General features: G+C 39.5%; 24 protein-coding genes and 1 pseudogene. 16 read left to right on the plus strand and 9 right to left on the minus strand.

Going from position 1 to position 26,622, the window contains the following annotated elements:
* Nucleotides 1-189 precede the first annotated feature (189 nt).
* From hutU to ACFOU2_RS19900, 9 genes are all read left to right on the plus strand, one after another.
* Nucleotides 190-1,857 (plus strand): urocanate hydratase, encoded by a 1,668-nt coding sequence (gene hutU, locus ACFOU2_RS19860; protein WP_377918042.1) that lies wholly within the window; start codon nt 190-192, stop codon nt 1,855-1,857.
* 214 nt (nt 1,858-2,071) lie between these two features.
* Nucleotides 2,072-3,391 carry an imidazolonepropionase gene (hutI, locus tag ACFOU2_RS19865; RefSeq protein WP_377918677.1) on the plus strand — a complete coding sequence of 440 codons (1,320 nt, stop codon included), beginning with the start codon at nt 2,072-2,074 and terminating at the stop codon, nt 3,389-3,391.
* Nucleotides 3,345-4,607: a Zn-dependent hydrolase gene (locus ACFOU2_RS19870; RefSeq protein ID WP_377918043.1), complete on the plus strand. Its 1,263-nt coding sequence runs from the start codon at nt 3,345-3,347 to the stop codon at nt 4,605-4,607. Before hutI ends, ACFOU2_RS19870 begins: the two co-directional genes overlap by 47 nt.
* A gap of 386 nt (nt 4,608-4,993) precedes the next feature.
* On the plus strand, nt 4,994-6,322 hold the full coding sequence (locus ACFOU2_RS19875) for an amidohydrolase family protein (protein WP_377918044.1): 1,329 nt from the start codon (nt 4,994-4,996) through the stop codon (nt 6,320-6,322).
* A gap of 255 nt (nt 6,323-6,577) precedes the next feature.
* Nucleotides 6,578-7,720, plus strand: coding sequence for a CapA family protein (locus ACFOU2_RS19880; RefSeq protein ID WP_377918045.1), 1,143 nt, complete (start codon nt 6,578-6,580; stop codon nt 7,718-7,720).
* Nucleotides 7,721-8,142: 422 nt separating this feature from the next.
* Nucleotides 8,143-9,267 (plus strand): histidine kinase N-terminal domain-containing protein, encoded by a 1,125-nt coding sequence (locus tag ACFOU2_RS19885; RefSeq protein ID WP_377918046.1) that lies wholly within the window; start codon nt 8,143-8,145, stop codon nt 9,265-9,267.
* A gap of 281 nt (nt 9,268-9,548) precedes the next feature.
* Entirely contained in the window at nt 9,549-10,529 is a 981-nt protein-coding gene (locus ACFOU2_RS19890; protein WP_377918047.1) for an SH3 domain-containing protein, read from the plus strand.
* Nucleotides 10,530-11,291: 762 nt separating this feature from the next.
* Nucleotides 11,292-11,777 (plus strand): STAS domain-containing protein, encoded by a 486-nt coding sequence (locus ACFOU2_RS19895; RefSeq protein ID WP_377918048.1) that lies wholly within the window; start codon nt 11,292-11,294, stop codon nt 11,775-11,777.
* A 74-nt stretch (nt 11,778-11,851) separates the two neighbouring features.
* The gene (locus ACFOU2_RS19900) at nt 11,852-12,187 is read left to right on the plus strand and encodes an STAS domain-containing protein (protein ID WP_377918049.1); all 336 of its coding nucleotides are present in this window, start codon (nt 11,852-11,854) and stop codon (nt 12,185-12,187) included.
* 432 nt (nt 12,188-12,619) lie between these two features.
* On the opposite strand, the gene ACFOU2_RS19905 is transcribed toward ACFOU2_RS19900, so the two are convergent.
* A complete protein-coding gene (locus tag ACFOU2_RS19905; protein WP_377918050.1) occupies nt 12,620-12,823 on the minus strand; it encodes a hypothetical protein in 204 nt (67 codons plus the stop codon).
* 354 nt (nt 12,824-13,177) lie between these two features.
* Here ACFOU2_RS19905 and ACFOU2_RS19910 point away from each other — a divergent pair, with 354 nt between their 5' ends.
* Nucleotides 13,178-13,705 carry a hypothetical protein gene (locus ACFOU2_RS19910; protein ID WP_377918051.1) on the plus strand — a complete coding sequence of 176 codons (528 nt, stop codon included), beginning with the start codon at nt 13,178-13,180 and terminating at the stop codon, nt 13,703-13,705.
* Nucleotides 13,706-14,059: 354 nt separating this feature from the next.
* Here the strand turns inward: ACFOU2_RS19910 and ACFOU2_RS19915 are convergent, their stop codons facing one another.
* The 5 genes from ACFOU2_RS19915 to ACFOU2_RS19935 form a co-directional block, all read right to left on the minus strand.
* Nucleotides 14,060-14,674 carry a LysE family translocator gene (locus ACFOU2_RS19915; RefSeq protein ID WP_377918052.1) on the minus strand — a complete coding sequence of 205 codons (615 nt, stop codon included), beginning with the start codon at nt 14,672-14,674 and terminating at the stop codon, nt 14,060-14,062.
* 409 nt (nt 14,675-15,083) lie between these two features.
* Nucleotides 15,084-15,803 (minus strand): alpha/beta hydrolase, encoded by a 720-nt coding sequence (locus tag ACFOU2_RS19920; RefSeq protein WP_377918053.1) that lies wholly within the window; start codon nt 15,801-15,803, stop codon nt 15,084-15,086.
* Nucleotides 15,804-15,926: 123 nt separating this feature from the next.
* On the minus strand, nt 15,927-16,418 hold the full coding sequence (locus ACFOU2_RS19925) for a hypothetical protein (protein WP_377918054.1): 492 nt from the start codon (nt 16,416-16,418) through the stop codon (nt 15,927-15,929).
* Nucleotides 16,419-16,710: 292 nt separating this feature from the next.
* On the minus strand, nt 16,711-17,619 hold the full coding sequence (locus ACFOU2_RS19930; RefSeq protein ID WP_377918055.1) for a pyridoxamine 5'-phosphate oxidase family protein: 909 nt from the start codon (nt 17,617-17,619) through the stop codon (nt 16,711-16,713).
* 180 nt (nt 17,620-17,799) lie between these two features.
* On the minus strand, nt 17,800-18,852 hold the full coding sequence (locus tag ACFOU2_RS19935) for a GntR family transcriptional regulator (RefSeq protein WP_377918056.1): 1,053 nt from the start codon (nt 18,850-18,852) through the stop codon (nt 17,800-17,802).
* Between the two features lie 331 nt (nt 18,853-19,183).
* Here ACFOU2_RS19935 and trxA point away from each other — a divergent pair, with 331 nt between their 5' ends.
* The 3 genes from trxA to ACFOU2_RS19950 all read left to right on the plus strand — a co-directional run bounded on the left by trxA (nt 19,184) and on the right by ACFOU2_RS19950 (nt 20,612).
* Nucleotides 19,184-19,564 carry a thioredoxin gene (gene trxA / locus ACFOU2_RS19940; protein WP_377918678.1) on the plus strand — a complete coding sequence of 127 codons (381 nt, stop codon included), beginning with the start codon at nt 19,184-19,186 and terminating at the stop codon, nt 19,562-19,564.
* A gap of 46 nt (nt 19,565-19,610) precedes the next feature.
* Entirely contained in the window at nt 19,611-19,973 is a 363-nt protein-coding gene (locus ACFOU2_RS19945) for a DsrE family protein (protein ID WP_377918057.1), read from the plus strand.
* Between the two features lie 111 nt (nt 19,974-20,084).
* On the plus strand, nt 20,085-20,612 hold the full coding sequence (locus ACFOU2_RS19950) for an HPP family protein (RefSeq protein ID WP_377918058.1): 528 nt from the start codon (nt 20,085-20,087) through the stop codon (nt 20,610-20,612).
* A 437-nt stretch (nt 20,613-21,049) separates the two neighbouring features.
* Here the strand turns inward: ACFOU2_RS19950 and ACFOU2_RS19955 are convergent, their stop codons facing one another.
* The 3 genes and pseudogenes from ACFOU2_RS19955 to ACFOU2_RS19965 all read right to left on the minus strand — a co-directional run.
* Nucleotides 21,050-21,874, minus strand: coding sequence for an STAS domain-containing protein (locus tag ACFOU2_RS19955; protein ID WP_377918059.1), 825 nt, complete (start codon nt 21,872-21,874; stop codon nt 21,050-21,052).
* A 270-nt stretch (nt 21,875-22,144) separates the two neighbouring features.
* Complete coding sequence (locus tag ACFOU2_RS19960; protein WP_377918679.1) at nt 22,145-22,969, minus strand: glycerophosphodiester phosphodiesterase; 825 nt, start codon at nt 22,967-22,969, stop codon at nt 22,145-22,147.
* Nucleotides 22,970-23,269: 300 nt separating this feature from the next.
* A pseudogene (locus ACFOU2_RS19965) lies at nt 23,270-24,097 on the minus strand (metallophosphoesterase); the annotation flags it as partial.
* Nucleotides 24,098-24,604: 507 nt separating this feature from the next.
* Between ACFOU2_RS19965 and ACFOU2_RS19970 the strand changes: the two are divergent.
* From ACFOU2_RS19970 to ACFOU2_RS19980, 3 genes are read left to right on the plus strand one after another with little or no spacing between them, the layout of a single operon-like run.
* Complete coding sequence (locus ACFOU2_RS19970) at nt 24,605-25,012, plus strand: VOC family protein (RefSeq protein WP_377918060.1); 408 nt, start codon at nt 24,605-24,607, stop codon at nt 25,010-25,012.
* Nucleotides 25,013-25,069: 57 nt separating this feature from the next.
* Nucleotides 25,070-25,750: a hypothetical protein gene (locus ACFOU2_RS19975; protein ID WP_377918061.1), complete on the plus strand. Its 681-nt coding sequence runs from the start codon at nt 25,070-25,072 to the stop codon at nt 25,748-25,750.
* On the plus strand, nt 25,731-26,543 hold the full coding sequence (locus tag ACFOU2_RS19980; protein WP_377918062.1) for an alpha/beta fold hydrolase: 813 nt from the start codon (nt 25,731-25,733) through the stop codon (nt 26,541-26,543). Before ACFOU2_RS19975 ends, ACFOU2_RS19980 begins: the two co-directional genes overlap by 20 nt.
* The last annotated feature ends 79 nt before the right edge of the window (nt 26,544-26,622 follow it).

A 26,622-nucleotide genomic window follows, 5' to 3' on the forward strand; every position in this document is an offset into this window, starting at 1 on the left:
ATCATTTACGCATAAGCGGCCGCCAATCTCCCTTACGGGTTCTTGTCAACCGCTTATACGAAGACCTTTGTAAGCCTGCTCAAGGTGAGAGAACAGAAAAGCGCAAATGGAAAAAGGCTCGATGGCAGAGGTCAAAAAATTAAGTTGGAGTTATATAGAATATATTAATGAAAACAAGGGGGAAAAATGATGGCAACATCTGAGGACATGATTCGTGCACCACGAGGTACAGAGTTGAATACAAAGGGATGGGTTCAAGAAGCTGTTCTTCGTATGCTAATGAATAATTTAGACCCGGAAGTAGCGGAGCATCCTGAAAAGCTGGTTGTTTACGGTGGGATTGGAAAGGCAGCACGAAACTGGGAAGCATTTAATCGCATTGTCGCCTCACTAAAAGAGTTAGAGGAGAATGAAACGTTATTAATTCAATCAGGAAAGCCTGTTGCCGTGTTCAGGACTCATAAAGATGCACCGCGTGTTCTTTTAGCCAATTCGAATATCGTTCCTGCTTGGGCTAATTGGGAAACATTCCATGATCTCGACAAAAAAGGATTAATCATGTATGGGCAAATGACAGCGGGAAGCTGGATTTACATTGGAACTCAAGGGATTGTTCAAGGTACATATGAAACATTTGCCGAGTGTGCAAAGCAGCATTTTGGCGGAAGTTTAAAAGGTACCATTTCCGTAACGGCAGGATTAGGCGGCATGGGCGGAGCACAGCCTTTAGCGGTTACGATGAACGGGGGAGCTGTCATCGCCATCGAGGTTGATAAATCCCGTATTGAAAAACGTTTAGAAACACGCTATTTAGATACAATGGTGGAATCCCTTGATGAAGCGATTGCATTAGCGGAAAAAGCCAAAAAGGAAGGAAAGGCTCTTTCCATCGGATTACTTGGAAATGCAGCCGAAATTTTGCCGCAAATGATTGAAAGAAGCTTTATTCCAGAGATTGTGACAGATCAAACATCGGCACATGATCCGCTAAACGGTTACTTACCGGTTGGAATGACGCCAGAAAGCGGAGCCGAACTGCGCAGTGCGAATCCTGATGAGTATGTAAAACGTTCCAAAGCAAGCATGGCGGTTCATGTTGAAGCACTTCTTGAGATGCAGAAGCGCGGTGCTGTAATTTTTGATTATGGAAATAATATTCGTCAAGTTGCTTATGATGAAGGGGTAACCAATGCTTTTGCTTTCCCGGGCTTTGTACCGGCCTATATCCGCCCGCAGTTTTGCGAAGGAAAAGGTCCGTTCCGCTGGGTAGCACTATCAGGAGACCCGGAAGATATTTATAAAACAGACGAGGTGATTTTACGGGAGTTCTCTCATAATAAACATCTTTGTAACTGGATTAAAATGGCGAGGGAGAAAATCCAATTCCAAGGGCTTCCTGCCCGTATTTGCTGGCTCGGTTACGGCGAGCGTGCAAGGTTCGGAAAAATTATTAATGATATGGTGGCATCCGGCGAGCTTTCGGCCCCGATTGTGATTGGCCGGGACCATTTAGATGCCGGCTCTGTTGCTTCGCCGAACCGCGAAACAGAGGCGATGAAAGATGGAAGCGACGCGGTTGCGGACTGGCCGATCTTAAATGCACTCGTAAACACAGCAGCTGGCGCAAGCTGGGTATCTGTCCATCACGGCGGCGGTGTAGGAATGGGCTATTCCCTTCATGCTGGTATGGTTGTGGTAGCGGATGGAACGGAAGATGCGGCAAAACGCCTTGAACGCGTATTAACGACAGACCCCGGGATGGGTGTTGTCCGCCATGTCGATGCCGGCTATGATTTAGCGGTTCAAACGGCAAAAGAAAAAGGGATTAAAATTCCATCATTATATAAATTCACATAAATAATGGAACATGGACAAAAGCGGTCCATGCTCATTATTTACGCATAAGCGGCTGCCAATCCCCCTTACGGGCTCTTGCCAGCCGCTTATACGAAAACCTTTGTAAGCCTGCTCAAGGTGAGAGAACAGAAAGGCGCGAATAGAAGAAGGCCCGGTGACAGAGGTTAAAAAATTAAGTAGGACTTATATATGTTTTAGATTAAAAGGGGGAGAGATCGTGACATCCATCTTGTATATTAAATGCGCATCACAAGTCGTAACGGTAAGCGGGGGAAGTGATCGGCCAAAGCGCGGCCAAGATATGTCGGACATCGGGGTAATCGAAAATGGCAGTGTAGTGATTGACGGCGGAAAGATTGCTTTTGCAGGACCTGATGCTGAAGCGGTACATTATATCAGCAAATTAAATGGAGAGGTCACAACAATTGATGCTTCGGGTAAGATTGTAACACCCGGTTTAATTGATCCCCATACGCATCTCGTCTTTGCCGGAAGCCGTGAAAAGGAATTGGAAATGCGGCTAAAGGGGGCCAAGTATCTTGACATTTTAAAACAGGGCGGCGGAATCTTAAGCACTACTAGGAGTACGAGAGAAGCGTCTGAAGAACAGCTCGTTGAAGAATCAGCCAAACGTTTAAACCGTTTTTTGCAACACGGTGTAACGACTGTTGAAGCAAAAAGCGGCTACGGTTTGACGGTCGAAGATGAGCTCAAACAGCTGCGGGCTGCAAAAAAATTGAGTGAGCGGCACCCCGTCGATCTTGTTTCCACTTTTATGGGAGCCCATGCGATTCCCATGGAATATAAAGAAAACCCTGATGAGTTTGTTCGTCTTGTTATTGAGGAAATGATTCCAAAGGTTGCCGAAGAAGGATTGGCAGAGTTTTGTGATGTGTTCTGTGAAGAAGGGGTATTTACCGTTGAACAATCTGAAAGAATTCTTAAAGCAGGTAAGAAGTTTGGATTAAAACCGAAAATTCATGCGGATGAAATTGTTCAGTTTGGAGGCGCGGAGCTGGCTGCAAAACTAGGGGCAGTTTCAGCGGATCATTTACTAAAAGCATCTAATGCAGGTATTGGGCAAATGGCTGAAAAAGGTGTCATGGCTGTACTTTTACCGGGAACAGCTTTCTTCCTGATGGAAAAGCCTGCAAATGCCCGCAAAATGATTGAAGCAGGTGTTCCTGTGGCTCTTTCAACAGATCGAAATCCGGGTTCATCTCCCACTGAGTCATTGCCGCTTATTATGAATCTAGCATGCTTAACCATGAAAATGACACCTGAAGAGGTATTGACAGCTTGTACAATCAATGCCGCGCATGCTATCGGAAAGGCAGATCAAATCGGAAGCATTGAAATTGGGAAAAAAGCAGATCTTGTTTTATTTGATGCCCCGAACTATCAGACACTGCAGTATAACTACGGGGTTAATCTTGTTGATACAGTTTTGAAAAACGGCAAAGTTGTGGTGGAAGGAGGGATCATCATTGGAACTAACGAAGGTTCGCATCCATTCAGCACGTTTGCAAACTAGTATCGAACAGCTGGCGGTGTTTGGTCGAAATGAAAAGGGCGGTCTTGACCGGACCACGTTTACTCCAGCTGAATTAGCAGCAAGAGAATGGTTGAAGCAGCAGCTTCAAGAGTTACCGCTAGATGTAAAAATAGATCAAGCGGCAAATATTTGGGCGAAGCGCTCGGGTACAGAGAAAACTTTACCTGTTATTGCATTTGGTTCCCATATTGATACAGTGCCAAACGGGGGGAAGTATGACGGAGCACTTGGGGTGTTAACGGCATTAGAAATAATGAGGGTACTGGAGGAAGAAAACATTCAGACACGCCACCCGCTGGAGCTTGTTTCATTTACTGCGGAAGAACCTAATCCGTTTGGTCTATCCACGTTTGGCAGCCGGGCCCTTACGAAAAAGCTTACACGAAAAGATTTAGAGGGGGTAAAGGACCCGGAAGGAAGGCTCCTGACCGAGGCATTAAAAAGTGCAGGGGGAGACGCTGAACATTTCGAGAAGGCAGTACGTACCCCTGAAGAATTCAGTGCTTTTCTTGAAGTTCATATTGAACAAGGGAAACGGTTATTAAATCGCCATATCCCCGTTGGCATTGTGACAGCCATTACCGGTATTTATCGTGAAGAGGTTATGGTTGTTGGTGAAGCCAATCATGCGGGGACAACATTAATGGAAGACCGGAAAGATGCGTTAACGGCTGCATCCGAAATCATTTTGGCATTAGAAACGGTATGTCGTCAGCATCGGGCTAACGAAGTAGTGGGTACCGTTGGAAAAATCACAGTGAGACCCAATGCCGCCAATATTATCCCTGAAGAAGTAACGTTTACATTAGAAATACGCGGCAAAATGCGTGAAGAAATTCAAGAAGTGATTTCGGCCTGGCAAGAGCGTGTAAAAGAAATAAAAAATCTGCGCTGCGTACAAGTGGAACGACGAGTCCTTTTGGATCAAGCTCCCGCTCCAATGGACGGGCAAGTGATTCAAGTGATGCAAAAACAAGCTGGTATATTAGGGTATCCATCCCATTTACTTGGAAGTATGGCTGGCCATGACGCTGCCCATATGACTTCTATTACACGGAGCGGGATGTTATTTGTGCCGAGTATAGGCGGTAAAAGCCATTGTCCTGATGAAGAAAGCCGTATAGAAGATATAGAGAAGGCAGCAAATGTGTTGCTGCATACCATTTTAGAATTAGATCAACAGCTAGATTCTTGAACTACTCCCACTTACTTCGTTGAAGCAAAAGATTCCTGCGAACACCGAACTATCGTTCAGTTTTTTAGCAGGCTAACCCCGTAGTCCCTACGGTTAGAGTTTTTCATCTTGTACGTTGAACACGCCACACTCCCTACTTTAGCTTGGTTTTCGCAACTTCGGCGAGTGTGGGACGATGGAACGTTGAAGATTTTACGTGACAGACGAATTTCCTGTCACAACCCCATATCTTCAGTTTTCAAAGTGCAACTTGTACAGGAATATTATATCGCAAACTTAGGCTAACGCCTACCGAAATTCATCTCCCGCCTACTCATTGGGCTTTGCCCTTCACATTCCTTGAGGTGGGAGTCTTCTTTCGGAAAATGATAAAGGGGGGAAGAAACGTGCAGCATGTGTATATAGCCGATTATATATATGTAAATGACCAATTTCAGAAAGATCAAGCGATGTATGTTGCAGACGGCGTTATCAAAGAAATCGGGCCAAAGCAGGCACTAGCAGAAAAATATAAAGGAATCTCAACCATCAATTGGGGCGGCAAGGCAATTGTTCCCGGCACCATTAATGCCCATAATCATTCCTTCCAAAGTTTACTACGGGGAATCGCCGTTGACCGTCCCTTTTTAGAATGGCGTGACAAGGCACTCTACCGCTACACACCGCTTTTAGATGAAGAGGCCATTTATACAGGTGCCTTATTTGCTTTTGGTGAAATGTTAAAATACGGAGCGACAACAGTAAGTGACTTCTTCTATGTGCATAACGGCGGTACGGCTACTGATGAAGCGGTCATTCAAGCGGCGAAAGATTTAGGTATTCGTCTAGTATTCGCGCGGACGATGTATGATTGGGATGGTGCCCCAATTAATTATCGGGAAACAGTGGATGAAGCAGTAGAAAGAACGCGAGCATTAGCAAAGAAATATCAAGGAAATCCGATGATTTCGATTCAACCGGCACCACACAGTCCGCACGGGGCATCACCGGAGATGATTAAAGCCGGCCATCGCTTAGCACAAGAACTTGATACCCCTTTACATATTCATGTTGCCGAAGAAATGTTTGAAGTGGAAGAAACACTTGAAAAATACGGATTACACCCTGTTCATTATTTGGATTCACTTGGTGTAGTCGATGAAAGAATGATCGCGATTCACCTCGTTTGGCTCGATGATTCCGAGATTCAACTGTTAGGTCAAAGGAATGCTTCGTTAGCATATTGTCCATCAAGTAATATGTTTTTATCTGATGGAGTCACACGTATTCCTGATTTGCTTCAGGCAGGTGTACGTATTTCACTCGGCTCAGACGGTGCTTGCAGTAATAACCGCATCAGTGTATTTGAAGAGATGAGGATGTGTTCTCTTTTGCAGAAAGTAACGAGACTTGACGGTACATGCATTACCGCCAAGCAAGTATATGACATGGGAACAAAAGTCGGCGCAGAGCTGCTGCGTCTTCCGACAGGGTTGATTAAAGAAGGATTACAGGCGGATTTTGTCACACTAAATGTAAATGATCTTTCCCTCTCGCCAAAGACTGAACTGTTTGCGAATATGGTTTATTCCCTTCAGCCGAATGCGATTGCAGATGTCGTTGCAGGCGGGAAAATGATTGTGGAAAATGGCAAACTGCTGACGGTTTCCGAACAAACCATTGTTCAGAAAGTAGATCAGCTATTCGAAAAATGGGCTCTGCAAAATGTAAAATGACACCTGAAAGGTGTCGTTTTACATTTATTTGGAAGATGATAGTAATAGAATTGGCTTTCATTCTTTTTATCCGTGCCTGTCACTACTCAAAATTGTTGAAGGATTAAAACTAAACATCTCCTGCACCAAATGTCAAAAAAACCACTTATTTTCTTTATTTTTAAGAGATTAGTCATAATGAAAGAGGAGATTTGTCTAAAGATGTTGAAAAGGTAATAGGGGAAAAAACGGAAAAAGAGGGGAATTAAGAAAGCTATGAATGTTAAAAGAGGGGTCCTTTACACATCGTTAGCTCTGTTGCTTGGCGCGTGCAGCCATAATGCGGAGACGACATCTGCCAAACCGGAAAACCAAAAAGAGGAAATGGAAGCCGAAGAAACAGTTAAGGTAAAGAAGCAGCCGGATCAAAAGGTAAAAGAGGCAACCAAACTAGATAACTCCAAACCGGTAGAGACGTCCATCAAAATTAGTGCAGCGGGAGATTTTACGCTCGGTACAGATGAAAGTTTTTCTTATGCAGGCACTTTTAATGCTGAAGCAGAAAAGAATGGTCTAGGTTTTTTTACCCGGAATATTAAGAATATTTTTGAAAATGATGATTTAACGACCGTTAACTTAGAGACTACGTTAACGAATGCTACACAAAAAGCAGCCAAGACATTCCGCTTTAAGGGCGATCCTTCCTACGTTAATATATTAAAAAACGGAAGTGTTGAAGCGGTAAACCTGGCAAACAATCATACGATGGATTATCTCCAGCAAGGATATGATGATACGATTGCCAACCTGAAAAAAGCCCATATCGGTTACTTTGGTTATAAAGATCAATACATAACAACGGTTAAAGGAGTAAAGGTAGGGGCTTTAGGCTATAAAGGCTGGGATGATACAGCAGAATCGCGCCAGCAAATCAAAGATGGAATTCAATCCTTACGAAACCAAGGGGCTCAGATTGTATTGGTTCATTTCCATTGGGGAGATGAAAAACAGTATGTGCCAAATGGAACTCAAACAGCCCTGGGACGTTTTGCGGTAGACAACGGAGCGGACCTTGTGCTTGGACATCACCCGCATGTCGTTCAAGGTATCGAAGAATATAAAGGAAAATTTATTGTCTATAGTTTAGGAAACTTCATGTTTGGAGGAAATAAAAATCCGAGTGATAAAGATACCTTTGTCTATCAGCAAACCTTCCATATAAAAAATGGTAAGTTAACCGATCAAAAGGAGATTAAAATCATTCCTTTCCGTATTTCCTCTGTCGCGGCTAGAAATAATTATCAGCCAACGCCGTTAGAAGGTGAAGAAGCGGAACGAGTGAAAAACAAAATCTTAAATTTATCCGATAAGATTTCCGGCTCTGACTGGGTGGCATATGAGGCTAAAAATAACCATTAATCTATAAATGAGGGTGTCCCAACTTTTGGGACACCCTCATTTGCACCTGTCACGATCCGGATATGGCCCAATAAATCGACAGGATGCGTGGGTGGTGACAGGCACTTTTTTATTGGGAAAAGTTGTCCGGAAAAATAGAAAAGTATTTATTTTAAAAAAGAAGCTTTTAAATGAATTTCTGATAGAATATTATTATATAAATCTAACTTATTTTTTTAGCACTAACTTTCGCTTTTTATACTGTTCCTGGTCTTTCTGTTCTTACAACTCGAATGATCCCCCGAAGGCTTATGCGTAAATAATGGGACATGGATTCTCTTTATCCATGTCACATTGTTTATGTGGATTTATATAAAACAATATTCGGAAAAGATGGACACCTAATCATTCCCTGGAATACTAGATTGGAAGTGGGGTTTTAGATGGAAGCAATTCGTGGGCAACTAGTTTTCTTTTTAGAGAATAATGTTTCTGCTTTTATAAAATCTTGGAGACAAAAAGCTTTCATTTCTGAAAGTGATATACATAAAGAGGAAGTAAATAAAAATGGCCTGAAAATGTATGAATTAGTGAAAGGAATGCTCGAAAATTCATTGAGTGATGATGATTTCCGAGAGCTGGCTTATAAAGTTGCTTTTGAAAGGGCTGAAGCCAATATAAATATTGGAGATTTTGTCTATAATGTCAATTCGGGACGGAGTGAAATCATTAAATGGGTGATCAGTTCGGGATTACCGATCGAAAAGCTGCACCCCCTTATTGATGATATCAGTGCCATCTTTGATCAATTCTCTTATTATGTGGTCAAGAAGTATACAGAAATAAAGGAAGAACAATTACAAGAAAAAATCCTATACATTGATCAAACACACAAAGAACGACTAACCATTTTAGGACAAATGTCTTCTAGTTTCGTTCATGAATTTAGAAACCCATTGACCGCCGTTCTCGGCTTTGCAAAGCTAATCAAAAGTGAGTACCCCGATATTAAATATATGGATATTATTGAACACGAATTAAATCAATTAAATTCTCGGATTACTCAATTTCTTCATGTATCTAAGAAAGAGCTTATGAATGGCGAAAGGGAAAGTCATTCTTTATATGAATTGTTTAATGAACTACTTGAATTTCTATATCCGAGTATTGTAGACGGGGATGTAACGATTGTATCGAATATGAAATCTGATATAAGGGTATATGCAAATAAGGATGAGTTAAGACAAGTTTTTCTAAATATTATTTTGAATTCCATCGATGCTTTGCAACAGGTAAGATATAAGAGGAAAATAAACATTGACTGTCACGCCGTAGATGGAAAAGTTGAAATTATGATCTCTAATAATGGTCCCGTTATTCCAAAAGAAAGAATGGATTTGATTTTTGAACCTTTTTTCACTACAAAAGAACTAGGGACTGGTATTGGTTTGTATATTTGTAAAAAAATCATTGAAAAACATGATGGAGAAATTAATTGCATATCAGATCATCATGTCACAACCTTTTTCATCAAATTGCCTTTATTGATACCAGAAGAAACTGCTTAATTTAAATGTAAAGGTTCCATTAGAAGGGACTGGCCCAAAAGGACACTTTACCGTGCTCTTTTAGGTCAGTCCCTGTCTTTTTTTATTACATGTAAAAGGACCATCCACATTATGAACGAGGTAAGGGTTTTGTGTAATCAAACCTTACAAACCTCAAGACAGATTCCCTCCATTATTTACCACAACCATATCCCTATTAAACAACTAAATACTCATTGACCATCGATTGTTATTCCCTTACAATTTAACAGTGTTTTTGTAAAAAAAGGGAGGTATTAGCAGTGAACAGAAGAATTGTTCTCATTGTTTCACTTTTTCTTGCGATCTGGTTGCCGCTGTCTTCTGTAGGGGTTGCGAGTGCCGCATCTCTTCCGAAAGTGACCGTCAACGCATCGTCACTTATCGTTCGTGAGTATCCTAGTCCTAAAGCCAAGTCGATAGGTCAAGTAAACCGGGGGCAGGTGTTATACATACATTCCACGCAACCGGGGGGATGGGCGGAAATCCGCTATAACAACCAAAAAGGTTATGTACCGGCCGGATATTTGAAAAGTGTGGCACAGCCCGCTGCCGCTGCTTCATCATCCGTTCAAAAAGCGACTGTGAACGTGTCTACCCTCTTGGTTCGTGAATACGCAAGCCCTAAAGCAAGAGTCGTCGGGTCATTAAAGAAGGGCAATGTTACGTACATCCACGCAACGAAACCAGGGGGATGGGCAGAAATTCGTTATAACAATAAAAAAGCATACGTGCCAGCTGGTTCTTTAAAGGTGGTACCTAAGTCCACCGCCGCTGCTCCGACGTTTAAAAGTGGACAATATCTGGTAGGGAAACAAATACAACCAGGCATTTACTTCTCAAGTGGCGGGGTCACTTATTGGGAACGTCAAAGCGGGTTGAGCGGATCGTTGGATGACATCATAGCGAATTCCATTCCAAGCGGACAAGAGTATGTCGAAATTAAATCAAGCGACAGAGGGTTTAAGTTTGAGGGAGGCTCATTTACAAAGTTTGACCCCCGTAACCATAATCACACAATCAAATCCGCGTTTGGTGATGGGACTTATCTCGTAGGAGTTGACATTGTCCCGGGAACTTATAAAGGAACGGGCGATGGCTATTGGGAACGTTCAAGCAGCGTGTCAGGGGATATGGATGATATCATCGTCAACGAAATTCCATCCGGTACCTTCTATGTGGAGATTGAAGAAGGGGATTTTGCCTTTAAAACATCGGGCATCAAATGGACATTAGTAAAATAATAGAAAAGAAGATTTGTTATCGACCAGTTTTTGTTGTAATAGGTGTGAGATAAACAAGATTATACGGTGCATCGGAAGGAAGAACTGGTTGAGGTTCTTCAGAAATTAGACGAGGTATTATAAAAAAGATACAAGGTCTAAACTGTTATCTTGAAAAAGCCAGTAATGAAATTAAAGTAATTGCCGTGTCCTATGGTATGAATAAATTAATTTAATTATGAAAAAATGACCATTCTAACAAGAGCTCAGGGCGTTTCTGTTGTATTACGATTGGAGCAGTATTTAAAACAACGCTATGAATTTACTAGCGTTCAATAATAAAAAGGAGAGTCTTGATGACTCTCCTTTTTAGGTTTGTTATATTATGTGAAAAATAAAACTAAAATCTCCTTATACTTGTCCATGTTGATTCGTTTTTTGAGCAAGTATGAATTGGACAAGCATATATACCATAAATGTTTTTACGCTGTTCCATAGTCGATGATTTGACATAAACCGTTAGATTATGAAACGCCTTCACGAAGGTGGGAGAGGAGGAAAGAAATTTATTACTTACTGTTCGATGTCTAACCAATTTAGCTATGGTTGTACTAAAAAAATATTTTAGTGGAAAAGTACTGAAAATATTTAATTTTCGAACATTAATCACGCGTATTGCCAAAAATTATCAAATTAGCTAATATTCTATTTTGGGAATAGCTTAAAACATTTCTGTGTAACTTCTCCCTAATCTTTTTAATAGAAATGGAGATAGGCATTCATATGTTTTTTTCAGTATCGAACGCATTTGAAAAAAAGAGAATAGAATTAAATCAAATTGTCAATTTAAACACTCCCTTGACCTCCGAAGAAGCTCTATATCATAGTCAGCAACTTGATCATTTTGTTACCCTTTACCAGAATCAAAAACGTTCTGAGTTGGATATTAGTGAAAATTTAGAAGAATCTACGCTTACAATAAACATTAAAGGGCAATTAGATATCGTTACTTCTGAATACTTAACTTCATATATTGAGATGAATAAACAAAAATGGGAACAGCATAAAGAGTTATACGTTAACCTTCTAGAGCTAAAATTTTTTGATACATTAGGGATCAGGTCACTGCTTTTATTAATATTGGAAGCTAAAAATAATAACCTTTTAATAAAAATAAACAATATAAGTAAAGCTGCTTATGAAATTTTTAACATTATGGGTGTCTCGAAATATCTAGATAAAATGAATTGTGAAATAATAAAAATATAGACTTCAGAGTTCGTAAGAAGGTTCACTATGCTTTTTAACTAGGAAAAAATACCTAATTACGTGAGGTGTAATCCATGTTATCTATTTTTATAAGTCGAAAGAAACGGCTTCTAACGATTAAGCTGGAAGGTTGTTTGTCTGATTATCTTGGTCGAGAGATTGATTTAATTAACTTGAGCCAAAATTCTAGCGGCATTGTCATTAATCTTTCGGGAGTTTCCTATATTGATTCGACTGGTTTGGTCGATTTATTAAATTGGTCAATTGAAGCTAATCATAGAAATTTATCTATATTTTTTAAAGGTGTTTCTATGAAGTGTTGGAATAAATTGCAGACATTAGGACTGTCAGAAATTGTTTGCAGTGCGGATGCTCCTATTACTATAGCTAGTGGGGAATTAATACTTTAAGTTCCTATATTTAAGGAGATTTCTGTAAAAATCAAAACGTTGCTATAATCTGGCATCTTATCTCAAAAAAGGAGATGTCAGTCTAATGAAAAGTTCATTTAATCAAAAATTCATTTAATCAAAAAGAGGTTGGACACAGACCAAGAGAATATAAAAGGAATAACAGTGTGTTTGTGAAGAGAGGGGATAAAAAGCTGAAAAGATATTTCAAGAAGAACTGGTACCAATGGGTTGAGTAGATACTCAATCTTTTTTTATTTTATAGAGTTAGTTAATTGACTCTAGTGGTTAAGGAAGAAGAAATTGTCATGTGCCCCTGAGACATTTGAAAAACGAAAGTTCATGATCAAGTTTCTAGGATTAATTTTTAGTTTTTAAAAGTTAGTTAATTGGTTCTAGTGATTAAAAAAAGAAAAAAATCGCCATGTGTCCCTATGAAACTTTTAGAAGAAATTTGACAATTAAAAATGAGGATATATAATGATCATGCAAAATGACCAAATTACGAGCAAGCTGCAACTGATTTTCCATTGTTGGTGTCTTGGGCATTTTGGCAGTTGGTAATGAAAAACCAAGTGTCATTTTGTCTTTTTGGTACATTTTTTGGTATGCGCGATGATGTTCTAACAATCTCACCAACTCCTCTTAAATCATGATTTATAGTGTTGAACGGATGTATTGTTCAAAATGTTACTGGTCAATCATTAAAACAATATTGATATATCGCGAAATTACAATATATAAATATTGTGTATTTAGTATCATAAAGTCAAATCATATAGTTTGATTTTTCACCATGAAATGGTTTATAGGTTTAAAAGAAAGAGAAGATGGAAATATCAACTATTAGACAGCTTTTCATAGATCCCTTCTTTTGGTTAGTTTCCGCTTAACAAACGTATAACTGAATTGAAAAAAGGGATCGTTTGTCTTTATGGAAATCCTTTGATGAGGTACCTGTCTCTACACTTTCATAAGGGAGGAAAAACATTGAAAAATTTTCGTTTATTAGGAGCGGGATTCGTTTTGGGAACACTTTTTCTGGCCGGATGCAACAATACGACCAATCCGGATGAGGTCGGGAGTACGTCAGGAGAACAACAAGAAGAAGCCAATACAGTAACGAATATGGAAGAGAATAATGGGACAAACACGGACACTACTACTGAAACAACCGGCGAAAACGCTGAGGGAAGTACGGAAGACTCTAAAGGAACAACGGCTATTAAAGATGGAGTCCATACAGTGCTTCAATCGATAAGCACTTTGGAACAAGAAATAAACGCGGGCGCGGATGCAGCTAACATTCAAAAATTCGGCAAAGAAATCGCTTCGAACTGGGATTCGTTTGAAGAGCAAGTAGAAGAACAGTATCCCGATTGGTATGAGCGGATTGAGAAAAACCTTTATCCTTTAATTGGGGAATCAGGAAAGCCGGATAAAGACATAGAAAAAATCAAACAGCTCTCTAAAGCAACGAAAGAAGATTTACAGTCTTTCATTAATGAAGTGAAATAATAGTTTTTAAAAGAGGGGGATGACTCCCAAAAGGACACTTTACGTGTTCTTTTGGGGCAGCCCCTTTTTAATTGCCGATAAAGAGCTTTATGTTAACTAGAAATGAATAGAGTAGGCACACGCATTTTATCAGAAATGGATCAACCAATCTACTCTCCAGGCGCTGACAAAAGAGAACTACCACCTCCATTCTGTCCATGAGAGATAGATGTGGCTTAGTCAGACAAAGGAAAGATTCCCCTGCCCCTGCACATCCGCTTCTTACGGGAACTCTCTCTCGTTGGTGCTAAAAAACCCCCGCTTCAAGGAGCGATAGCGAGTAAGTGGGGGAGGTTCATTATTGTATTTAAGTTTCTATTTATTTTGGTGTTGTAAAGCCATGTGTACACATAAGCCGAAGTAGACAAATCCGACAACTTTACCCTGCCAACGTGCAATGGTTTGGTTTCTAGAGAGCCATTGGCTCAATGAACCAGCAATAATTGCTATAAGTGTGGTGTATGTTATGCTCAATGCGACAAATGTTAGACCGAGAATTAATAGTTGGATGACCACTGAACCGTTTTCCGGATGTACAAATTGGGGTAGGAAGGAAAGGAAGAACAATGCCGTTTTTGGATTGAGTACTTCAGTCAAAACCGCCTGAGTAAAGGAACGACTGGAATTGGCAGGCTCAACTGACGGCATAGTGAGTCTCGTTGATTTTTCTAAAAAAGCACGCACCCCCAGGTAAAATAGATATGCTGCACCCAAATATTTTATCATCTCGAAAGCGAGTGCCGACGTCATTAAAATAGCAGAGAGACCGAGTGCTGAAGCCATCGTGTGAATCAGATCACCAACAGCGATTCCGAGGCCCGTAAAAATGCCATTCCTTCTTCCTCCGCTTATACTTTGAGCCAGGGTCAGCATCACGGCTGGTCCAGGTATGAGGAATAAGGTCAATACAACTAACACAAATGCAATCATTTTGTTCCTCCTTGTTTTAGGTAGACGTTCTTTCTATGTGGAATTTTTTTCATCTTCCTATTTCTATTATCAAGCACATAAAATAAATTTTAAAGCTGTATTGAATAAATAATAAGATTTTGTCAGATTAGATATTTTAAAAGAAGAAAAATACTGTGTTCATAAACTTCTAATGCAGCAAAATGTCTATTACGCTGCATTGAAAAGCCCTTAGATTTAATAGGATCCAAGGGCTTTAAGGATGTGTATCAGTATGAAAAAACAGTTATTCATTCATAAGCTGTTTGGATTAGCCGCTTAATCTCCAAGTTAACAGGATATTGCCATTCGATGTTTCCAGTGAGGTATGTTCGTACCAGAACCTGCCTGCAAATGCACAACGATTGACGTAGTACGGTGGCAGGCTCCTTTATTGATTCTCAATAAAAAATCGAAGAGCCCGCGGCAAATCCTTTTTCCAGAACACCCATCGATGGCTTTCATCTTCCTCGTAATAAGCAAGAGAGATTCCTTTTTCTTTAAACAAATCTCTGAATTTTTGGTTATTCTCATAAATAAATAAGGTCTTTCCGCTTATTGGTGATGTAAATTCCTTTTCCTGCTCTCCAACCACTTGATAGATGTTCCAGTTCACGTTTTGAATGTGCTCATGTGCATCTTCAAGCATAAACGGCTCAAAGGCAGCAGACTGTAGGAGAATATGAGACCATAAGTCCGGTTTTTTCATAGCCAAATATAAATTCGCAACTGCCCCCAATGAATCACTAATGGAACCCATTTTCGCAATCGTCAGGTCAATGGCTTCCATTTTTCCCTTTACGTCAGGCAACAGCTCTTCATAAAAGAAGTTCACAAAGGCCTGATGGTTTTCACCATGGGGATGGTAAATGGTCCTGCGCTCGGACGATGAGCCGGGATGGATCAGCACCATTACCACGTTTGATGCCAGATTCGGCTGTTCGTTTATAAGTTGTTCAAAGCTTTCCTTCAGCCCGACAGACTTGACGTAATTCTTGCCATCCTGTACAAAAAGAAGCTGAACTTCTCCCTCTTGCAGTTGATCTGAAAATACCCAGGCTATATCCATTGGGCGGCATAGATGTTTACTGTTGATGGTGCTTTCATTCATTAAAATAGAAATGGTGATTTCCTCCTTTACATTACTCTAGTGTCTATGTAAATCCACTTCTAGAATAAATGCAAAAAAGCCTGAAGTAAACCGGTAGGATGCTTTTTATATCAACTGAATTATTTATAGTTCATACGGCTCTTGAAGAGGTGCTGTGGTTGTTTGATTTCCGACGCCAATCAAATTATTGATGGCTTTTTTCATATCTTCGTATTGAGACATGAAATGGAATTGATTGTGTTTTGGTGTCTCACATTGGATGAATGAGTCCTGTCCATTTTTATCTATAAACAGTATTTTTAAATCACCAAAGTATCGATTAACCGCGTTTCCGTCTTCTTTTGTTTCTTTTCTTATTACTTTAGAGTATTCAACCTTTTCGATTCTCTTTATAGGAATCATCGCTACTTTATTAATCATGATTTTATCGCTGTATAACTCGATTTTAGAGACGACATGACGATCTATACCATCGGCAAATTGAACATTTCCATAAATTGTGAGTTTGGCACTATTTTCAATATAGGAATTTTTCTGCGCTTTTCTGCTTGCATATAAAACATAGAAAAGAGGCGCAATTAGTAAGATTATTAAAATGAATAAAGCTTGATCCATTTCCTATCACCTCATCCAGTACGGTTTTAATGATCACATGATCTTCCATAGAATAATTCCATAAACCCTGATTGTATTCCTTCAATTGGCGACAATTAAAATGAAGAAAGCTACAGTTTAACGCTCTATCTTCATTCTGAAGTGATACGTGCCAATCTTACTCATGTGCCAAAAAGGATGGAAATATTCTCGATTTTCAACCGAACCATAAGCAAGGGGATCATAACACTTTATCCCGTTCTAGTTATCTAGTTTAAATTTGAGTGAGGCATGGATGCGGGTATACGAGAAGCTATTCAGGATTAAAGGGTGAATATTCTGAAAAATTCTGGTGAAATGGCAAATGATTCATTTTTTCGATTATTTGTTCAATCTCAAATTGAATAAGCCGTTCTGCCCCCGGACTTTTTGCCAGGTTATGCTCATCCCATAGAATGGTCGATTTGCCAATCAGCTGAAGAGTGCTTCCATTGTTGAAATCAATAAAGAGCAAACTGGTTTGAGGGTTAGAATAGATGTTGCCGAGTGTGTTAAACATTGCGTTTCCAAAATAGTCAGGGAATATGAGAGACGTATTGGAGATCACTTTTATAAATCCCGGATAACCTCCCCGGTGGGACGCATCTGTACGATAGTCCGGCCCTGAAGTTGCGATAAAAAAGGTGTCTGCAAGTCGAATCCAACTTTTTTGAGTATTTGAAAGAATATTCGTGTGTGTTGCTTCTTGAGTAAGGTCTGGATTTTTATTTCTTAAAAGCGGGACTGGAGTGCGAGCCTGAATATATTTGGGGCAGTTAGAATAAACTTGCTCTGTTTTTACTTGTATTACATCATCCGCGATGCGAGCCTTTCCATTTATCCTCATTCTTTTTCGTGTTTGAAAATCAATGGCCAGTATCCCGATTTGTTCGTGTGTTTTGAGATTTTTGAATAAAGGATCAGCCTTGTCTAGTGAGGAGTGAATTTCCACTGTTTGTTGGTCTTTAACGATGATAAACCCGGGTGCTCCTGTTAGAATAGAAGTCCAAACTTGATTGTATGGATCGGTTGAGCCTGCAATTAACATGGTTTGCTGCTGTAAAAATTCGCCGGCAACGGGGGGAATGAAATCCCGAATTGATTTTCCGGTTTGAGCGGCCATATGCTGTACTCCGGCAAGTCTTTGTACTTCCATTTCTCCGGAATGATAAATGGAACTCATTTTGTCCATCTCCTTTAGTTCTCATTCTCGTTGTCATCAGAACTTATTTTTCATTTAAATATTTAACTATAATAATAGGTAAATATGTTTTAGGTGTCAATGGTTGGATAAACTAAATATAAAAATAAAAACACCCTATTATGGATACGATAACAGGGTGTTTGGTTCGCTTTTAATGTATTAACGCTTCGGGTTGGTTAAATCTTTCAAGAGAGCTTCACTACTTTTTTCCAGTTTTAAAGGATAAAGCATGGTTTTATCTGGAGCGAGTTCCTTGACTTTATCATAGACAACGGGGGAAGCGTAGATGCGATCAGCCTCTTTTAAAGTCTCAAGCAACTTTTCGTGATTAGATGTCCCCCGGGGCATGCTCACAATTTGAGATATTCCCGCATCCTGCACCCTCTGAGACATCCATTGTCCTCCTTTATTCCCTAAGCAAACAAAGCCGACTTTGCTCCCCGGTTCCATTTTCGCAATGTCAATCATCAACGGCATCTCTGCTGTAGCGCCAATCGTGAGGATTTTCTTATCACAGTGAGCCAACAGTTCCCTAACTTCCTCATCGTGATTTAAGGTAGTGACAATAAAATCGGTCTGTTCAATCGCTTCTTTTACATCATGTGCTGCGTGTAAATCTTCTACAAAAACCGTTCGAACGTTCGCTCCGGTTAACTGCTCGATTTCTTGTCTATAAAACGCATAGTCGTGTTCCCGGCATTCAATGAATAAAATTTGAACGTTGTTTTTTTCTAGATGATTATTGGAAAGTTGGATAAAAGCAAAGCTGGAAAGAATGACTTCCTCTAAATCGAATCCTTGTTCCGATGCTTCCTGAATGGTCTTTTCGATAAAAGTGAGCATCGGCATCCTTTTTGCTTTTAGCTCTTCTACTTTTGCGTCTTCAGCTACTTGCGTACCTCTTCCTTTTTGCATGAGGACAATTCCCTCATCCCGAAGTTGGGTATACACCCAATTAATGGTATTCCGGTTTAATTGAAGGTGTTCGGCCAGTTGGTTTGTAGGAGGTAAATATTCCCCGGGTTTAACGATGCCAATACCGATCAGCCATTTAATTTGCTCTTTAATTTGTACATTAATAGGAAGAGGGAAATTAGGGTCAATTTTTAAAAATAGTCCTTTATCTGCCATCATCATCACCTTTTGCATATTTAAATGGTTATTATTTTCATTATATACATAGGAAAAGTAAATGGCTATAAGGTGTGTCAATTAAATTGCGTCCTCTTTTTTCATCTTGAACGAGCTTACAAAAGTCTTCGTATAAGCGGCTGACAAGAACCCGAAAGGGAGATTGACGGCCGCTTATGCGTAAATCATTTAACATGAGAATGTTTTTTGCTCATGTTAAATGATTTATGTGGATTCATATACTCGACAAAAAATCTACAGGCAGCTTGAAGTGAGTCAAGCATCCATACTTAAATTTAACTTAGCCTTTTTACAAAAAAACAGAAAATGATTGACGAAAGGAAAATAATGGAATAACATAATAAATAAATAGATAACCATTTAAATAGTTAAATATGCATTTAGTTATATTCTGTATAATCGGTTATCTGTAAATAATAAAAGGGAGGAGAACAGAATGGCAGCGACTGTGCTAAGCAAGAACAATTTTTATCAACAAATCCAGGAGGGTGTTGTTTTAGTGGATTTTTGGGCACCTTGGTGCGGACCTTGTAAAATGCAATTACCAATTGTAGAGGAATTAGCAGAAGAATTGAAAGGAAAAGCCAAGATGGCGAAAGTAAATGTAGATGAAGAGAAAGAACTAACAACGGAATTCACGATTGCAAGCGTCCCTACGTTAATTCTGTTCAAGAATGGGAAAGTAGTGGATCGGGTATCCGGTTTACAAACAAAAAGCAGTCTGCACGAGAAAATCTTAGGTCAAGTCGATGGCTGTGGGTGTGAACTTTAACTAGCTGGTTTTTCGTAGCTTAAAAAATTAAATGGGGGAAACAAAAATGGCAAATAAATTTTTAATTGTTATTCAAGCGGGTTCTCATGATGTGGCAAAGGCTGTTCATGGCTTACTTTATGGTCAAGAACTTCATGAGGCAGGTTACCAGGTGGATATTGTGTTTGATGGGGCAGGGACAACGTGGGTTAGGGAATTTGAAAAAACAGACCATCCGTTTAATCCGTTATTTAAACAAGTGATGAAGCTGGGGATTGTTCAAGGAGGCTGCCAGGCTTGTGCTGGATTCTTCGAAGTAGCTTCAGAAGTGGAGGAAGCTGGGGTTTCATTGATAGGTGAAGAAGGTAACGGAGGTCATTTGGCTTTTGCTAATTATATGAAAGAGGGTTACTCTCCTGTTATTTTGTAATGGCTTGGCTGCCTCAAGAGGATGGACTTTATGCTGGTTTTGAGGCAGTTTCCTCATCTTTACAAGGGGTTTCTATCAGCAGACATAGTTGTAAAGGAGGTGTAGGTTGCAATGCCTGCTAAAGAATATTTAAAAAACTATGTGGGCAAAATGGAAGGCTCGAGTGAAAATCCATTAAAGGCAATTCCTAAAACATCCTTTCTTGGATTTTGCGGGGGATTTCTAACGATTGGAATACTCGCTTATTTAACGAATATGACTTCTTCTTTGTTAATTATGGCCCCGTTTGGAGCAAGTTGTGTATTAGCGTTTGGTGTATGGGATTCGCCTCTTTCACAGCCTCGTAACATTGTAGGAGGGCATTTAGTTTCAACCTCTGTAGGTTTGGCTTTATATCACCTTTTCGGAAATCACCCGCTCGTATTGGCCTTGGCAGTAGGAATAGCGATCGGATTAATGGTGATAACAAAAACAACGCATCCTCCAGCAGGCGCAGATCCGTTGGTGGTGATAACTGCCGGAAGCGGATGGTCATTTTTAATTACTCCTGTCCTGCTAGGTTCAATCATTATTGTTTTAGTAGCCTTAATCGTCAATAACCTTGATCATTCAAGACGTTATCCAACCTTTTGGGTGTAGATAGTGGAGGAAAAACCGTCTTTATTTCCTTATTGAAAGAGTCGGCTATATGGAATATTGATTGGATGATGGTTTGAATGACAAATAGATAAATGATATGTAATGTTTAACATGTGGGAGGTATTTATATACCTTCCTTTCTATTTGACCTCTTATAAAGACCTTTTTTACTACAGCATTCCTGTATTTACTTCTACACGTACTACAAACATTGCCATGTTAATAAAGACTCTGTTAAAATTTGATGGGCTAGATATGATTATTTCAACATGTAAATCGTCAACAACCTTGGAAATAAGGTCATTTTTCCGCACCTTTAGTTCTTCACATGCCCTGAAACCCATTTCTTGTTGAATGCTTTCTGCTAAGTATAAAAAAGAGCCGCCGAAGCAACTCTCCACTAAAATTTCCCGCCTGTTAAGGTAGATAAAATCCGTTTAGCCTACTAAGTATTCTTTTAATGCTTGTTGTAAAGTTCCCAATGTTTTTATCTTTTTATTAAATGTGATTCCCGAGTGTATTATTTTTCTAACAACTTCGGCTCTTAACCCTGTAATCACAGTATTACATCCCATCATTGAACATCCATCAATAATTTTCATTAAATGGTCAATTGCTTCATTCTCCATATCCGCAATTCCGGATAAATCCATAATCAATGTTCGAATACGCAATCTCCCAATCTCCATCAAAACTTTTTTCTCAAGGATATTGGTTCGAAACGAATCAACCGAACCAATCAAAGGCAAAATACACATAGAGGGAGTTATTGGAATGATAGGAACCGATAGATTTTCAACCAATTTTCTTTGAGCCATTATCAATGAATCCTTGTATGTAGAATAATTAATAAAAAAAACATTTAAAAATTGGTCTATTCGATTATTTACTTGTTGTTCCATTCGAAAAAAGTCCTCAATTGTAACTTTATGCATTAACTCGTTATACTTCTGTATGAAATTCCACAAGGTTTTGCGAATGGCTTGAACCCACTCTAATTTGAATGATAATGTTATTGACTGTGTCGCCCACGCTATACCTTCTTGTTTCGCAAAAGATTGAAGTTCTTGTTCTTTACCATCAATAACATAAACAACTAGCCTATGGGCATTGTTTACCAGATCAATATTGCCGATTCTTAAAATTTCGGAGATTTTTTCTTTTACATTAACTGCCTCTAATAATAATGCATCTTCAAAATTCTGTTTATTATTTTCGATGAATTCTTTTATTTTAAATGAATCTTGAAAAATGAATTCCATTATATATCCCCCTTTCATGTAGATATAATTCTCCAAAACCTTTAATACCCTTTATTTGTATTTACTAAACCGCATAGTTTAAAATCTTCATGACCTTTGGTCTTTATCTAATTTTTTTACTAACCTATCGTACTGTAAACGAAAAAGATGAATGAGTTAAGTAATTCTGATTTCAAAGATGCAGTATCATTCATAAATTTCTAACTTACTGATCGGCTGCTTTTTCAGTAGCAATAAAATATCGTACGAATGTTAAAAAGTAATGAAATGTTAATTTCTTGGATCTACATAATCCGGATAATCCGTAATAATGGCGTCCATGTTCATATTTAAGAGAAATTCAGCAGACTCATGGCTTCGGACTGTCCATGATGAGATTTTCATGCCGAGTGCGTGTACTCGATTGACTAAATCTTCTGTGACAATTCCATAGATCGGGTTAAAGTAATCAGCGTAAGCGGCAAAGTCTTTTAGGGCTTGCTCTGTCGTGTGTGCTTTAGAAGATGTGAGGACTTCAATCGGAACTTTTGGAAGGAGGGCATTCATTTTTTTCAATGAATCAAAGTTAAATGATTGGATCATCATTTTTTCATTTTGCGGGTTATCAAGATGGCGTTCTTTTAATTCCTGAGCAACGCTTTCTTCAATCCCGGGATAGAGTTCTGGAGATTTTAATTCAATTAAAATACCGATTTTCCCGTGATATCTGTCGAGAATTTCCTCAAAAGTAGGGATTTTTTCTCCGGAAAATTCTTCTCCCTTCCAGCTGCCGGCATCCAGGCTTCTCAACTGTTCAAACGTTAAGTCCTTGACATACCCTGTACCGTCTGTTGTTCGGTTAACCGTATTATCATGGATAATGACTAATTGGCCGTCCTTGCTCCTTTGTACATCAATTTCAATGTAGTCTGCTTTCATTTCCACAGCTTTGTCAAAAGCGGCAATGGTGTTTTCGGGTGCATACCCTGACGCTCCGCGATGGGCCACGGTATCTATTTGTCTTAATTCCCCGGTTAATTCTGCAGCAAAAGCCCGGTGAAACGGATTTTGTAAAATGTTCTTCTTGTCTTCAGTTCGCTTGGATTCTGCCGCCATTTGTGTCAAAGGGAATTCACCGTTTGCATCTTGCTTTCGGGTAATTTCCTTCGGTGCGACTCCTGCGACTTTATTTGAATACCCCTCCATTTTTTCTTTGTATTTCTTTAAAAATGTGATCGTTTCTTGATCGGGTTCTATTTTATTAGACAATGTGGTGATAATATTTGCTTCCTTTTTAACAATATCTTTTGTATGAGGGTCAATGCTAAGCCTTACTTGAGAAAAAGTTTTTCCATACGAATAAGATGGAACGATGAGTTTACCGTCTACGACGGTATTTGCAAATGAATGGTTATGGCCGTCAAAAATGATATCCACCTCGTCATCAATCTTTGAAGCCATCTTCACTAAATCTTCACGAGGATTTGTCCCCGGCCAATCGGATTTAGCCGCGACATGGGCGAATACAACAATGGATTTTATTTCTTTTTCTTTTAACAGCTTGACTGTTTGGTTAATCGCCTTGACTTCATCCATAATTTCGACTTTTTTTCGATTTTCGGGGAGTAGCTGATTGGTCCAGGTAGTGACTACACCGATAAAATCAATATCGATTCCGTTTATTTGTTTAATTACGCAAAGAGGTAACAATGGGGTACCGGTTTTTTTATCGATTACATTTGCGGAACAATAAGAGGCATTGGCACCTGAAATAGAACCTGTTTTTTCATGGAGTCCTCCATGAATAAGGCGTTTCATTTCATGAACACCTTCATCAAATTCATGATTTCCAAGTGTCCCAACATCAAAGTTTGGAAGGTTTAGAAATTCAATCGTCGGTTCGTCTTCGAATAGAGAAGAGATAGGCGGGCTTCCTCCGACCATATCACCAGCATGAATAAGTATTGTATGTTCGTTTTCTTGTTTATCTTGCTTTAAATTGGCAGCCAAGTATTCAGCACCGCCTGTCTGGATTTCTAATACATTTTGATATCTGTCAAGTTGACCGTGAAAATCATTTACGCCTAACAATTGAACTTGAATATAGTCATTGGCTTTGGAATGATTGAGTGAAGTTGCTGCGTGTTCATATGTTCCCAGAATGAATAGTAACAGTAAGAACACAGATGATACTCTTTGAAGTATTGACAACTTCTGATCCCTCCTCATAGGTGTCATCTTCATCGTAACATTGAAGGTTTAAAACAATTTAAAGCGAGAGTAAAGTTTTTATTAAAGTTTAAATAAGAAACGGAGTGAGGGAATGAAATGAATTGGGGGAGGGGTTTAGAAAGATTCTCCCTCATGACAGGAATATAAGATACATCTTTTATGGATAATCCCGTTTTTTTGAAAATATGATAAATATTGTTAACGGAAGAATGAACATTAGTTTATAATTTACTCGATAATAAAAAATTAACAAACGTTCGTTTCTTCTATGCATCCATGTACACAAGTTTAGTTTTAACGAATAGGGAAAATGCCTTGTTATCATTCTGTGTTGTTTTTCTGAGAGGTGTGTACTGCATTGCCTTTTACTTTCGGGGAGGATGATCTTCAAGGTTAGATTTGCTTAATGGATATAAATCCACATAAAGAATTTGACATGAGCAAAAAACGCCTATGTCAAATTCTTTACGCATAAGCGGCTGACAAGTAAGAAAAAGATAGTGAAGGAGATGGGAGAAAATGGAGAAGGAAAATCAAAACATGCAACCCAGCATAGAAAGACTTGATCATCTGGTGTTGACGGTCAAGGATGTGGAGGTAACATGTGCGTTCTATTCACGAGTTCTTGGAATGAAGGTCGTAACGTTTGGGGAAGGACGAAAAGCACTTCAATTTGGCTGTCAGAAAATAAACCTCCATGAGCATGGGAACGAGTTCGAACCAAAAGCCCACTGTCCGGTTCCAGGGTCCGCGGATTTATGCATGATTACAAATGTTCCTATAGGACAGGTGATAAGCCATCTGAACCGATGCGACGTTCCGATTGAAGAAGGGCCTGTCCCGCGAACAGGGGCGACCGGGAGAATCGAGTCTGTCTATATCCGTGATCCGGATCGGAATTTGATTGAAATAGCTAATATCGTGTAAGTGTAAGGATAAAGGGGAGAATCACATTGCGGCCGACTAACAAACGAAGGGTCTATGTTGACCTTCAATCACAGCCCATTAAGAGCGCGAATAAAGAAAAAATACTGGACACGGCCATCGACTTATTTTCCAGGAAAGGGTACACCGGCGTTTCCGTACAAGGATGAGCTGCTGGCAACGATCTTTCACAATTTTCGCCGGGATATCGTGAACATTCTGCCTCCGATCGAGCAGCTCCACGACATTATTGTGCGCATGACGCCAGAACAGTTTCTGCATCGCGGTGTACAGAATTTCATGGATCATATCGATGATCCTATCATGGAGAAAATCTGGCGCATCGTCTATAACGAACAGTACCGTGACTCTGAAGCAAGAGATATCTTGCTTCAGGACATTACCTATAGGACTTTAGACTTTTTGGAAATCGTTTTTGAAAAAATGATGGAGCTGAAACGTATACGGCGGCTCAGTCCCCGGCTGCTTGACGCGGAGTACCAGTACCCCCTTTTCGCGATGGTTGCAGAGTATAATTTGCTGCATTATGAACAGAAGGATACAAAAGAAGTTGTGCAGCGAATGGCCGATCATGTTGATTTTTTTATCGAGAATGTGCAAATCGAGCTGTTACTGCACTCTAAGAATAAAATGATTTGCAAGCTATACATATCATTGACTTTTGATTTAAGAATACGGCGGATAGCTGGGGGTGTGATCATTGCCAAAGGTTCTTGTTAACGGGATGACCATGAATTACGAAGTAAGAGGTACGGGTAAACCAGTTCTCTTTATCCACGGAAGCGGCGTGTCCTGGAAAATGTGGGAGCCGCAAATTGAATCGCTTTCAGAACGATACGAAATGATGATGATTGATATGAGAGGACATGGTGAATCATCAAAAATCTTTCCAAACAATCAATATTCGATGCGGGTTTTAGCTGAGGATGTGAAGCACTTCCTGGATGCTATGGGAATCTCCAGGATTTCCATTGTCGGTTTATCCCAAGGGGGTGTTGTGTCCAGTTTATTTGCTGTGCAATACCCTGAATATGTTGAGAAATTAGTTCTTTCCAATAGTTATAGTGAAGTGCCGAAAGTTGCTGGCTGGGTATTACATGCATCAAATGCCATTTTCAAATGGCTGCCTTATGAACTGATTTTAAAGCTAATCCTCATGCCTTATGGGAGAGACGAATACACAAAGAAAATCATTCGAGATTCGATTAGTGTCGATAAAGAAATGCTATTGGCGATGAAAACATCTGAATTTCCAGAGCATACAAACGAGCTCCACAAAATAACAGCTCCCACTTTAGTGATGGTGGGAGACAAAAAGAACATTGGTCCCGAAGTGCAAGCGGGAGAAATTATTTTTAAACATATTCCCGATGCGGCATTAGCTATATTCAAAGATGCATTTGACCCTTTAAGTACCATGCGCCGCGATATTTTTAATGAAATGGTTTTGGATTTTTTAGACGGAAAACGATTAAAACAGTATGACGGGATTACCTATGAGTATAAAGATTAATTTACGTATCAGTGTCTGTCACATTTGGCATATTTAGATACTTAAAAGCAATAAAAAACAGGTAAGGGTTGCTCACCTG

It is taken from the genome of Bacillus songklensis, from assembly GCF_042649685.1.
Lineage (GTDB): Bacteria > Bacillota > Bacilli > Bacillales > Bacillaceae_H > Bacillus_BA > Bacillus_BA songklensis.